Below are 12,952 nucleotides of genomic sequence, written 5' to 3'. Positions count from 1 at the left end.
CCCCAGGGCTGCCGGCCCCAGGGCTGCCGGCCCCAGGGCTGCCGGGCCCCGGGGCGCGACCGCCGCGCCGCCCGGGGCGCGCGCGGCGCTCATGACCGCCGGTCAGGGCTGCCGGTCAGGGATACAGACCCCGGGTCTGGTGGGCGTCGGCCACCCGGCCGACCCCGATGACGTGCGCGGCGCTGCGCATGCTGATCTTCTGGGTCGTGGCCAGCAGGGAGACCTCGCGGTACGCGCGGTCCATCAGCGCCCGGAGCCGGTCGTTGACCTCGTCCTCGGACCAGAAATATGCCTGGATGTCCTGCACCCACTCGAAGTACGAGACCGCCACCCCGCCGCCGTTGGCGAGGATGTCCGGCACCACCAGGACGCCCCGGTCGTCCAGGACCTGGTCGGCCTCGGCGGTCACCGGGCCGTTGGCGCCCTCGACGATGATCGGCGCGCGGACCAGGTCGACGTTCTCGACCGTGATGACGCCCTCCAGCGCCGCGGGGACGAGCACGTCGACGTCGAGCTCCAGGAGCTCGTCGTTGGTGATCGTGTCGGTTCCCGGATAGCCGACGACCGTCTCCGCGCCGTCGGCGAGATAGCGGATGAGGGCGGCCGGGTTGAGTCCCTGCGGGTTGTAGATCCCGCCCTTCGCGTCCGAGACCGCGACCACAGTGCAACCGGCGTCGTGCAGGTACTGGGCCGCGAGCGCCCCCACCTTGCCGAAGCCTTGGACCGCGATTGTCATCGCGTGCGGGTCGCGCCCGGTCTCGCGCAGCGCGGCGAACACCGAAAGCTGCACCCCCAGGCTGGTCGCCCCGGCCCGACCGGCGGAACCGCCGATGGACAGCGGCTTGCCGGTTACCACGCCGGTGGCGGTGTACCCGGTGTGCGCCGAGTAGGTATCCATGATCCAGGCCGTGGTCTGCTCGTCGGTGCCCACATCCGGTGCCGGGATGTCCTTCTCCGGTCCGATCAACGGGACGAGTTCGGCGGCGTAGCGCCGGGTCAGGCGTTCGCGTTCCGGTAGGGAGAGCATCGCCGGTTCCACCGCGATGCCACCCTTGGCCCCGCCGTAGGGGATCCCCATCAGCGCGCACTTCCAGGTCATCCACATCGCCAGCGCCTTGACCTCGTCGAGGTCGGTGGTGGGGTGGAAGCGGATCCCCCCCTTGCCCGGGCCACGGGCGAGGTTGTGCTGGACGCGATAGCCGGTCAGCACGGTCAGCTGACCGTCGTCGCGCTGTAGCGGAACGCTGACGGTGATCGCCCGGCGGGGCGTGCGGAGCAGGTCGTGCATACTGTCGTCAAGGCCCAGATGACGAGCCGCGTTCGCCAGTTGAACGCAGGCCGTGTCCCATGCTGAGCCGGATCCGAGGATCACAGGCACCTCCGCGGCGCGTTTCGAGCCACCCTTCGCCGCCGAACGCGCCGCCCGGTCCGCCGGCCACGGCGCGCTCCGTTGCGCGCCGCGGTGGTGACTCGATATGGCGCAAACAATAGGTGACGGGAGATGCCGTCTGTCGGGTGCGCGCAGGGCGCGCCATCGCCCACCAGGCACCTCCGGGTACGGTCGCGAGCGTGCGCGCGGACCCGTCGAGCCGCCTCCCGGTGCCGCGGCGGGCCGGGGGGCCGGCTTTGTCCGCACCCGGACGGCTGGCCGCGCTCGCCCGCCCCGGAGCCGGCACCCCCGACCGGTCAGCCCGGCGCCTCTGGGCATGGTGGCTGGTCAGCCGTGCCGTCCTCGTCATCCTGGTGGTGACCGACCAGGCGTTCGGCATGCAGCAGAGCGTGCTCGGCGATCTACACATCTATGCGGAGTGGGGCCGCGGGCTCGGTCGCGGCGAGGGGATGCCCACCGGTGACGACCGCTGGCAGTATCCGCCGGGCGCGGCAGTTGTGTTCGTGTTGCCCGACGTAACTCACGCCTATCTGGGATTGCCCTATCGAGCGGTGTTCATTGGGATGATGGTGGCCGTCGACGCCGTCCTGACCGCCGCGCTGGTGCGTCGCTCGGTCCCGGCGGCAGGGTTCTGGGTGGCCGGTCTCACCGCGCTGGGACCGGTGGCGCTGGCCCGTTTCGATCTGCTGCCGGCCGCGGCGGCGGTCGCGGCCGTGCTCGCGCTCGCCGCGGGCCGGCCCGGCCGGGCGGGATTTCATCTCGCCGCGGGCGCGCTGCTCAAGATCTGGCCGGTCCTGCTGCTGATCGCCCTGTCCCGTCCGCCGCTCCGGTCTCCGGGTCGGTCGGCGCCCCCCGATCTGCCCCCCGGCCGGCCCACTGGCCGGCCCACTGGCCGATTCCCGGCGCCCTCGCCGGACTGGTTACGTCTTGCCGCCGGCGTCCTGTGCGCCGTCGGGGGGCTCGCGGCGCTGTTCGCGGTCACCGGGTGGTGGCGGGACGCGTTCGGGTTTCTTGGCGCGCAGCAGGCCCGCGGACTACAGGTGGAGGCGGTGGCCGCGACGCCGTTCGTCGTCGCCCACATGCTCGGCCATGGAACGGCACCCGGCTATTCCTACGGTTCGCTCCAGTTCGACACCCCGCTGGCCCGCAGCGTGGCCACTGCATGCTCGTTGACCGAGATCGTAGTGATCGTCATTTCGGCCCTGTGGTGGTGGGGGTGGGCGCGTCCGCCCGCGGCGGCGGACGGCGTGGGCCGGGCCGGTGTGCTCGTGGGGCGCACACTCGCGTTGTTGCTTGTCGTGGTCGTGACCGCCCGCGTGCTCAGCCCGCAGTACCTCGTGTGGATCATGGCGCTCGTCGCGGTCTGGATCGCGATGGCCCGGCCCGCCGGCTCCGGTGGCCTGACCGTCCCGGCCGGTGGACCGTCGTGGCGGTGGGTGGCGCTGCTGTTGATCTGCGTCGTGCTCTCCCAGGTCGTCTATCCGTGGCGGTACAACGACGTCGTCCAGGGACGGATCATGATGAGCCTGGTCCTGGTAGTCCGCAACGTCGGACTGGTCGCCGTCTGCGGGTGGGCGTGGCGTGCCGCCGCCGGATCACGACCAGCGTGATGACCGTTCCCGCGGCCGCAAGGCCGGCGCAGCCGATGACGGCCAGGGACGTCTCGGCGCGCCCAAGCAGCCGCCAGGTCGCGGCGAGCGGCGCGAGGGTCGTCAGGCACAGCCAGGCCGACGTGACGACCACCAGGGCGGTGGTCCACCCCCCGAACCCCCCGACGATCCGTTCGATGGCTGCCCCGAGGCGCCTCATGCGGCGTGGTTGCATCCCCGGTGTCCCGGGGTGGGGCGCCGTTCCAGGGTGGGGCGCCGGCGGGGTTGACCGGGCGAGGGCCACGGCGACCGCGAGTGCCGGCAGGCACAGCGCGAGGTACCAGGGGTAGAGCACCGGGCTGCCGAGCGCCACCGCCAGCCCGCCGTAGCCGAGCACGATCAGGTCGTGCCGACGGCCGGTGCCCGAGCCGGGCTCGTTCCCGCCGGGCTCGTTCCCGCCGGAACCGGGCGAACCCCCGCCGGTGTACCCGCCCCGGTCCCGCCATGCGCGCAGGGCGAGCCAGGCCACCACCAGCGCCGCGCCGGCCAGGCACAGGGCCCGAGTCGCCCGCTGCGTTTCGGCGCCGGACGGATGGCGGCCGACCGGACCAAGCATGCCGCCGACCCCGTCGACCGCCGCGGCGAGAATCGAGGCTGGTGCGATCCCCGTGGTCAGGGCGCCCGACGTGGACAACGCGTGGATCCAGGTCGGACCGAAGCCGCCAGCCACCATGCTCAGCCCCGCGGCGAGCGCGACCGCGGCGGCATCGGCCGCGAGCAGCACGGGGCCGGCGCGGATCGGGCGTCGCGCCGGCCGGGCGGCCCGCAGATGCGCCAGCACCAGCCAGGCGACGCCGAGGAGGGCGGTTGCCTTGACGCTTCCGGCCACGCCGACCAGCGCCGTCGCGGCGGCGCCGAGCGCGGCCTGCCGAGCCGTCGGCGTGCTTTTTCCCTCCGGGCCGGACGCCGGTGCCGAGACGAGCCGTCGGCGGTCCACCACCAGCGCCGCCACGAGCAGCGCCGCGGCCGTTGCGTCGAGGTGGGCTCCGCCGATCAGGTGCACGACGACGACCGGATTGGCCGCGACGAGCACCATGACCAGGGCCCGTCGGCCCGGCTCCGGTCCGGCGAGCCGTAGCGTCAGGACGACCATCGCGATCGTTGCGAGGATCGCGACTATCTTGAGCAGCGTGACCGTCCCGGCCGGCCCGCCGCCGAGGGCCGCGGCGCTCTTCTCCACGGCGACCGCGGCACTGCCATAGGGCGCATGGGTGTTCCACCACCGGGGGTCGACGGCCCGGACGAACGCCGAGCCCGAGCCCTCAGCGGTCAGCAGGGCGGAGACGCCGTGTGTCGCCGGATCCAGGCCGAGCCTCGCCAGCTCACCCTGAGCGGCGTAGGCGTAGATGTCCCGGCTGAACAGCGGCGGGCCCACCGCGAACGGGAGGCTCCAGACGATCACTGCCGCGAGGGCGGCCCGCGGGGGGGTGCGGCCGGCGATCGTCGCGCGCACAAGCCCGCCCCAGCACAGACACAGAGTGATGATACCCAGGGCCGCCAAGCCGGCCAAGACGCCCCTTGCGGTATCCGACGGGGCCGCCGATGGGAGAATGCCCCACCAGGAGGAAGGGTCGGTCGTGTGCGGATCGCGCGAACCGAGCCGACCCTCGCTCACCATGGCCACGGCCGCGGCGCCGCCACCGGCGAGGACCAGCAGGGTCACCCTGGTCGGGGCCCGGATGCCGGCAGGTCGGGGCCGGCCGCTGCCTGGTCCGGACGGGACGGGCGTGGCCTGACGCCGCCTGCGGGGCAAGCTGTCGGGGGATGACCGGTCGGAGACGGCGGATGGACTGTCGTCGGTGCGTGGGGGGGTCGCGGGTGACAACGCTCGCGACCCCCGGTCCCTCGCCTGACGCCATCTCGGGGGGGCGGGCGGCGTCGACCGCCCCGGCGACGGGTGGGCCCGGGCACCCCGGGTCGGAGCCTCGCGTGGCCACACTGCCCCAGACCCCTTCCATCGCCCTCGAGCCGCCGCGGCACCGCGGACCGTTCGTGCGGGGTGTTCTCGCCGTCGTCGTGGCGGTTCGCCGCTGGCCCTGGATTCTGACCGCCGCGCTCTGCCTGCTGTGCATCGGTCTTGGCATCACCGGTCCGGACACCCCCGCCCAGGAGTACCGGGTCTGGCTGTTCCGGCACGGCGGAGTGGTGCTCTGGGACGATCAGTGGTACGGCGGTCACACCATCCCCGGCTACAGTGTGCTGTTCCCCCCGCTCGGTGCGCTTGTCGGGGTACAGCCGCTCGGCGCGATCTCCTGCGTCGCCTCGACGATGATCGTGATCCGGTTGCTCCGCGGTCCTGGCCGGCGGGCCGGGCATGATCTGGTCCTTGTCTGGTTCGCGGTCTCGACGGTGGCGAACCTCGTCGTGGGCCGCATGCCGTTCGCTCTCGGGATGGCCTTCGGTGCGCTGGCGCTGGTCGGCGCGCGGGAACGGCACACGAAGCTGACCTGGATCGGCGCGGTCCTGTCGTCGCTGGCGTCTCCGTTGGCCGGCGGCTTCGTGCTGCTCGTCGGCCTCGCGTTGCTGCCGACGATCGGATGGCGCCGCGCGCTCCCGTTCGTCGGCGCCGGATCCGGCATCATCGTCGCGCTCGCGTTTCCCGAGGACGGGTACCAGCCCTTTCCCGCGGTCACCTTCCTGTCGCTGTTGACCCTCATCGCGGTCGGCCTGCTCATCGTGCCCGGGCACGCCCGGCTCATCCGGCCCATCCGGCACGGCCTGTTGCTCTGGGCGGCCGCGGCAGTGGTCTTCTTCTTCGTGCCCACCCAGGTCGGCGGGAACATCACCCGACCGGCGACGCTGCTCGCCGGCCCCGCCGCGGCGTTGTTGCTCGCCGAACGCCGCCGCGTCCTCGCGGTCGCGGCGATCCCGCTGATCGGCTGGCAGATCGGGCCGGTGCACGGGGCGCTGCTCGTCCACGGCGATCCGTCCGGGTCGAAGGCCTACTACACCGAGCTCCTCGACTACCTCGACCGCGGCGCGCCGGTGCCGGCCGGGCGGGTGGAGATTCCCTTTACCCGGGCCCACTGGGAGGCGCGCTTCGTCGCCCCGTCCGTACCCATAGCCCGCGGCTGGCTGCGCCAGCTCGACAGCAAGTACAACGCGCTGTTCTACGACGGCACACTGAACGCCGAGACCTACCACGAGTGGCTGCTCGCCCGCGGCATCCGCTACGTCGCCCTCCCCGACGTCGAGCTGGATCCCTCCGCGGTCGCCGAGGCCAGGCTGCTGCGGGCCGGTCTGCCCTATCTCGAGCTCGCCTGGCAGAACGCGCACTGGAAGGTGTGGCTCGTCACCGACTCCCCGGGTCTGGTACAGGGACCGGCCTCACTCACCGAACTGGGGGTGAGTTCGGTCGCGGTCGACTTCCACGCGCCCGGGGTCGCCACGGTGCTCGTGCACTACACCCCCTACTGGCAGCTGTCGGGGGGCACGGCGTGCGTCTTCCGGGCGGCCGGGGGCTGGACGGGCATTCTCACCGAGTCGTCCGGACCGGTGCGCCTGTCCGCCCGGCTGTCCGTCGACGGCCTGACCCGCGCCAGCGCCCTGGACTGCCCGGTCGGTCAGCGTGTCTCCTGACCTCTCGGGGCGGCTGTCGGCGGGTGGGTGTCTCAGCCCCTCTAGGACGTCCGGGCGCCGGGCCGGGCGCCGGGTGTCCAGGTGACCGGATGTCCAGGTGACCGGGTGACCGGACGAACTCACCGGGCGGCGGGTTCGGACACCAGATCCGCGACGACGATGGTGGTGTCGTCCCGGGCACCGGCCAGCAGGGCCGCCTCGACGAGCGCGTCCGCGGCCCGTTCGGGCGGCTCGGGCCCCAGCGCGCTCAGCAGGCCGTCGAGCTGTTCCGGGCTCATCACCTTGGTGATGCCGTCGCTGGCGAGAACGACCCGGTCACCGGCGCGGACCGGCTCGCTGAAGATGTCCGCCTCGATCTCGTCAGCGAGCCCGACGGCGTTGAGCAACGGACCGTTGCGGATCGCGTGCGGTGTGGTCAGTGCCCGCGGCCGTCCCTTGCCGGGCTGCAACCACACCGAGCTGTCACCCACGTGCGCGACGGTGAGGTACTCGCCGGTGCTCTGCTGGCGCCCGAGGATGACGACGTCCAGCGTGCAGGCCATGCCGAGCCAGGCCGGCTCCTCGCGAGCCCGGGTCCGGACCACCCAGTTCGCCCGTTCCACGGCCTTGCGCAGGCCCTCAAGCGGATCCTCGGCGTACTGCGGGCGGAAACCCGCCACCGTGGTGACCGCCAGCGTGGACGCGATCTGGCCGGCAGCCTCGCCACCGACCCCGTCCGATACCGCCAGCAGCCCGTCGACGACGACGAACGCGTCCTCGTTGGGACCGCCGCGTCTGCCCCGGCGGGTGCGCCCCGCGGCGGCGAGTCGCAGCGCGGCGGCCGTCGTCTGCTCCGGCTCGATCGCCATGAGATCGCCCGCCTGCCCCCTCGGGGGAGTGGGCGGAGCCACGGGGATGGTCGTCGCCGTGGGGGAGCTCTCCCACGGCGTGTCCTCAACCGTTCGGGTCGGCTCGGCACCGCGCGGAGCCGGCGCGTGTTCCCCGGGTGGCGGGAGGGGATAGTCGCCGGTCGCCGGGTCGTAGTAGCGGGTGGCATCCGCCCGTTCGTCACCGAAGGCACCGGGCCCGAGGTGCGGCTGACCGGCGGGCGGTGGCGTCCAGCCGGTGGACTCGGGATCGCGGTCGCCTTCACCGCCGCCGACGGAAACCTGCGAGGTCACATCCCCTCCCCATGCCGCGCCTGCGTCCGGGACGCCGCTCGCGCTGTCCGCTGACCTGTCCGCCGCGTTGCCCGTCGCACCGGTTGCCGAGGAGACCGGCGTCGGCTCGGCGAAGCCGGGGACGATCCCGTCGGGCGGGGTGATGTCAGAGCTGTCACGGATCGGCACCGTACCGTATCGGTGGCGCTGATGGTCGAGGCCACGGGAGCGTCGCTGGTTCTCTCCGGGCCGGACGGGTCGGTTGTTGAGGATGACGAAGACCAGCCCACCCACCAGCAGCACCACAATGAGCATGATCGGTACCAGCGGGCTACCCATGGCCTCCGTCCTCGCCGTAGCAATTACGATCACGCTGTAGGACGTGTCGCCAGTCGTTTTCCTTCATACCTAAGGGCATCAACTCAGAAGAGACCGGGTATGTGTCGCGACACCGACACAAGTGCTGCGCATTGTTCCAGACTTGGGCGCGGCCGAGTAGGGCCGGCGCCCGGGCGGCCCCGCCGCGAGGCGGGCGCCACGAAGGATGCCTCCGGTGACGCCACGAAGGATGCCTCCGGTGAACGGTGACGGCCCGTGTCGGGGGCGCGAGACGGTGATTGTTCGCCGCCGCATCAGCGCACCACGGTGATGAAGATTACCAAGGTTAGGCACAACGTCACGGTGAGCACGGCGGTCATGGCGAGCCTGGTGGTTCTGGCGCGCCACGGGAGCAGGCGGCGCCTGAGCGGTGCGGGTCGGCTGATCGCAGCGATCACCTGGCTCTCGACGAAGCCGGGCAGCTCGCTCGCGGCCCGCAGCCGCGGGTCGTCGGGGAGGTAGAGCGCCACCAGTCGGCGCACGACGCGTTCCAGGTCGGCGGGGAAGGGGCGATCTGCCTCCGATCCCCGCACTGTTCGGCGGAAGTACCTCTCCGCCGCTCTGGCCAGCTTCGGATCCGTCAACGGCTCCTCCTCCGGATAGGCGGTTCCCTGGCCCGGGGCACCGTCCCGGCGGATGGCTTCGTGCAGATCCCAGGCGTCGTCCCAGTTCGGAACGTGTCGGACCAGCAGCCCGAAGACACGGGTCGCGTTCAGCTGGCCAAGCCGGCAGGCCCGGAGGAATGCGATCGCCGGATCGGGACCGTCCGGCCAGGTCGGCGAAATGCGGGCGGTGAGCTCCGCACCCAGGACATGTAGATCGTTCTCGAGCGCTCCGGGCGGACCGGGTTCGTGGGACGCGCCGGGCAGGTAGAGGCCGGCGATGCGCCGCACGGTCTGCGTCAGCGGCCCGTCGCCTCGTCCCGACGCGGCCTGGACTGCGATCAACCGATCGAAATACGGGCGGGCACCGGCTCCGAGCACCTCCGCATCAGGGGCCCGCGACGCGGGCTGGCCGGGTGGCCCGACCGGGGAGGCCCCCGCGTAGGCCCCCGCGTAGGCCCCCGCGTAGGCGATGTCATCGCGGATGTCCTCGGCGGTATGCCATCCCGGGGCGTAGAGGACGAGCAGCCGGAACGTATCGGCTCCTCGGGCATGGGTTTCGCGCAGCAGGCGCACGACTTTCGCTGCGGCCGACTCAGGGGGCCACTGCGACCCGCCACCCGTCGGCGCGGCGCCTGTTACCACTTCGTCTGCCAGGGCTCTGGCGAACTCGAAGCCCTCGGGCAGGCCGAACAGGTCGAAGAGGGCCCGCAGAGTCTGATGGATCAGATCGATGCGGCGCCCGGCCCAGACGGCGGGGTCTACCGCGGCCGCCGCCGGGATCGCGAGCGCGGCGAGCCCCGCGACCAGCCGGGTCAACATCTCCACGACCTCGCGCTGCATCGTCGTCACCGCGCGGTGCACCGCGTCGACGTAGGCAGCGCGGTCATGGTCGCTCTGGTAGGCGTCCGGGGCCAGCCGTCGAGTGATGGCCTGAGTGACGTCGCTCGCCGCGCGGGCCAGGACATCGGTACGGCGGCCGGGTGGGCGTGGGGCGACCGCTCCGAGGGGAGAGCGGGCGGGCTCGCCGCGCTGCGGCAGGTTGCAGTGCAGCAGGTTGCAGTGCAACAGGTCACGTAGCGCGGCGAGCTCGCGGAGGTCGGTGGGTGACTCGAGCGGATCGACGAGAGGGTCGTACGCCGCGTCGCTGAGGGAGATGCCCAGCGGGACGCCCAAGGCGGCGAGCAGCCGGTCGACCGGGTGCAGACGATCGTCCCAGTACGACCACTCCTGCCGATACGCCTCCGCGACGTGCCGGATGACGGCGTTCCCCGCGTCCCGTTCCAGCCGTTCCAGGTGCCGCCGTCCACCTGGGCCCGGATCGGTTGGCTGCGCGGTGGCCGATTCCGGTGTGGCGGGTGGTGGCGTGGCGGGTCGGGGGACGCGGCGCACGGTGACGGCGAGCCGGGTGGGGGCGGGTCGGGAAGTACCGGTAGGCGACGCCGACAGGTGGTCCGGCCGGGCGGCGCGCAGCGCCTCGGCGGTCTCCGTGGCCAGCCGGATCGCGTTGTCGCGCGCGGAGGTCATCCGATATCCCAAGAAGATCGACTCCAGGGCGGCCGCGAGCAGTGGGACTGCCTGGCGCAGTGGCTCGTCGCGGATCTGTGCGGGCGAAGGAACCCGCAATGCGGCGAGTTCGTCCGCGAGGGCGGAGATCGTTCCTTCGATTTGGCGCTGCTCCTCGGCGACCGCGTTGGAGATCTCGTCGATCATCCGGCTAGGCGGCTCCTCCTCCCGCAGCCGGCCCAGAATGACGCCGACGATCTCCTTGTGTAACCGTTCCCGGGGCCCGGGGCCCGGGGCCCGGGCCGCTGGCACGAGCCCGCCGCCCGGGCTGGCGACGGGGCCGGCCAGCAGCCCCGCGACCCGGCGCAGCTGACCGCGTAGCCGCTCCGCACTCGCCAGGTCCGCCGGCAGACCGACCGGTTCGATGATGGCGGTGAAAAGACGGCGCACGGGGTCCGCGGCCGTGCCCTGTTCGGCGGAGCTTGACCAGTTCGAAGCCCGCAGGCGTTCGTACCGTTCGCGGAGGTGCTCGCGGACGGCGAGCGCTCCGGCGCCTGCCGTCGCTGCCGAGGCCGGATCGCCCGGCGCTGCCGGGGCCGTCGAGCGTCCCAGGCCGACGGCATCGGTCGTGGTCGAGAGGGGTGCCGGATCCGGGGGACCCGACGTACCCGAACCACTCGCGGTACCCGAACCACTCGCGGTACCCGGGACGCCCGTACGCCGAGCATCCGCGGTATCCGCGAGGGCGGCCAGGCCGCCGCCGGGCGGCGGCGCGGCGGTCCTCCCGACCCCGTTCTCCACCACCTGCCGGCACCAGGGTTCCGGCCGGCCCGGATCGAACATCTCGTCACCGACCAGGGCCAGCAGATCGCCGATTCCCCGCATCCCACCGCGGCCGTAAAGGTCCACGAGCAGCCGGGCGGCGGTGGCCATGATCGGTGGAGCGTCCGGCCCGGCCCGCGGATCCACGTGGATCGCGGCAGGCTCCCCGTTGCCGGCACACTCCGGTTCGAACGGGACGAACAGGAACCGCGGGCCCGGCTCGTCGGTGTGCCGCGCGCCCGAGGGGACGGCGCCCGAGGGGACGGCGGTCGCATGCGTGGAGAAGGTAAGCCGGTAGGGCAGAACACCTTCGAGGATCTCCACCAGGGCCCACATCAGCGTGAGCGCCTCATCCGAACCGGTGTGGGCCACCACGAAGGGACGCTCGGCCCGCGACCATGCCAGTACCGCCGCGATGAGCGTGACGAGCCGATCGCGCCGCACCCCCGCGCGCGCCGACTGGCGCAGGGCCCGCTCGCCCGTCCGTCGGCGTGCGGTGAGGTCGCGCAGGTGCAGGGGAGCCAGCCGCGGGACGGTGCGGGAGCTACCCACCACGACCCCACCCGCCGCGTACAACGCGAGCCCCACCCGTTCGGTCAGATAGTCCGCCCGGCCGATCAGGATGTGGGCACGCAGCCGGGCCCGGCTCTCGCCGCCGCGTTCCGGGATCCGGATTCGGTGCACGAGCGCCGCTTCCGGGATGCGGCGCGGATCCCTCGCCGTGAGATGGTCCGGCGTCTCGGGATGATCCGGAGACCGGATGATGTAGGTGAGCGCCGACGGTGGGTGGGGGACCTGGCTCTCGTCGAGCTCGACCTCGCCGGCGAGAAGCCCGCTCCAGGACCTGGTCACAGTGGAGCCCAGGGAGCTTGCCGCCGGGAGGTGACTCTCGCCGCCCGTCCTGCTCCGGCGCGACCAGGAATAGATCATCTGGTCGAGCCGCGTCGCCTCCGCTGCCCAGCCGGACCGTGCCCTCGGCGTTCCCAGATGATCGATCACGGTAGACACCCGTTCCGCCGGGCCCGACGGCGTCGCTGAACGCGCCAGCCGCGACAAGCGCCGAGGACGACGGATCCGGCGGCGACGCCTTCCCGGGTGTCTTCAAATCCGCTCGCACCCGCCGGTGATACTTTCTTCCGGGGGCCGTAATGCCGGGCCGCATAATGTTGGTCCCGCACGAAAGTCCTGGTCCTAGCGGGTGGGCATGAGGACAGGAGCCCCCTGGCCGCTCGCTGCTTCTCAGCCAATGGTCGCCCCCCAGACGGCGGTCCCTCAGCCGGGCATTGATCGTGCTGTCCCGGTGAATTATGGCGTGCTGGCGGAAAAATATTCCTGGCACCCGGTAGACGTTCAGAGGAGTCCTGAAAAATCGGCCTTGCGATCGCTGTCGGCCCGTCGGTTGCGATCCTTCCGCGGGGTGTACCGTCGCTCCCGCCCGAGGAAGGATCGCAACCGGGCCCAAGTCGTACCCCCGACGAAGTTCTGTAGTGCCCGCTGCCGTACCGCCGGTCTACGTGTGCGCGGGGAAATTCCGCGGTCGTCCTTTTTTCGCATGGTTGGTCGCCGTTGTAGCCAAGGTGTTGATGTGATGTTATTCGGCTCGTTCATCGCCCCGGATGTGCCCGCCGCCGCGGGCGCGGTTTGTTCGCGGAATTGGTGGGATCCATCGAGCTGATCGGTGCGGGGGCGGTGATTCCGGCGCCAATAATACGACGGATCTTACGGCGAGTGACGCTATCCGGAGGGAGGCGGATCTGACGTTGAATACCGTCACACGATGCGATCGGTGAACGGTCTTCGGCCGAGATCGAGGTTGTCATGGCCGTGGCGCGATTCCTGAGCTCCCGGTAGTGCGGGGGAGAACAACTCGGGGACACACCTACGTGT

6 protein-coding genes are annotated in these 12,952 nt (G+C 72.1%); 2 read left to right on the top strand and 4 right to left on the bottom strand.

What is annotated here, in order from left to right; translation table 11 throughout:
* Window positions 1-115 precede the first annotated feature (115 nt).
* Window positions 116-1,372, bottom strand: coding sequence for a Glu/Leu/Phe/Val family dehydrogenase (locus tag AC08OT_RS13890; protein WP_476594542.1), 1,257 nt, complete (start codon window positions 1,370-1,372; stop codon window positions 116-118).
* Window positions 1,373-1,515: 143 nt separating this feature from the next.
* On the opposite strand from AC08OT_RS13890, the gene AC08OT_RS13885 reads away from it, so the two are divergent.
* Window positions 1,516-3,000 carry a glycosyltransferase 87 family protein gene (locus AC08OT_RS13885; protein ID WP_476602890.1) on the top strand — a complete coding sequence of 495 codons (1,485 nt, stop codon included), beginning with the start codon at window positions 1,516-1,518 and terminating at the stop codon, window positions 2,998-3,000.
* Here the strand turns inward: AC08OT_RS13885 and mptB are convergent.
* On the bottom strand, window positions 2,906-4,702 hold the full coding sequence (gene mptB, locus AC08OT_RS13880; protein WP_476602889.1) for a polyprenol phosphomannose-dependent alpha 1,6 mannosyltransferase MptB: 1,797 nt from the start codon (window positions 4,700-4,702) through the stop codon (window positions 2,906-2,908). The two genes, AC08OT_RS13885 and mptB, sit on opposite strands and share 95 nt — an antisense overlap.
* 266 nt (window positions 4,703-4,968) lie before the next feature.
* On the opposite strand from mptB, the gene AC08OT_RS13875 reads away from it, so the two are divergent.
* A complete protein-coding gene (locus tag AC08OT_RS13875) occupies window positions 4,969-6,618 on the top strand; it encodes a hypothetical protein (RefSeq protein ID WP_476594256.1) in 1,650 nt (549 codons plus the stop codon).
* A gap of 119 nt (window positions 6,619-6,737) precedes the next feature.
* Here the strand turns inward: AC08OT_RS13875 and AC08OT_RS13870 are convergent, their stop codons facing one another.
* Together AC08OT_RS13870 and AC08OT_RS13865 are read right to left on the bottom strand one after the other, a co-directional pair.
* Window positions 6,738-8,096, bottom strand: a complete 1,359-nt coding sequence (locus AC08OT_RS13870) for a PP2C family protein-serine/threonine phosphatase (protein ID WP_476594257.1) — start codon at window positions 8,094-8,096, stop codon at window positions 6,738-6,740.
* A gap of 293 nt (window positions 8,097-8,389) precedes the next feature.
* The gene (locus AC08OT_RS13865) at window positions 8,390-12,064 is read right to left on the bottom strand and encodes a hypothetical protein (RefSeq protein WP_476602888.1); all 3,675 of its coding nucleotides are present in this window, start codon (window positions 12,062-12,064) and stop codon (window positions 8,390-8,392) included.
* Window positions 12,065-12,952: the final 888 nt, after the last annotated feature.

The sequence above is a fragment of the Frankia sp. CgJB1 genome (assembly GCF_977947065.1).
Note: the sequence above shows the minus strand (reverse complement) of the source record. Positions and strands in the feature narration are given on the sequence as shown.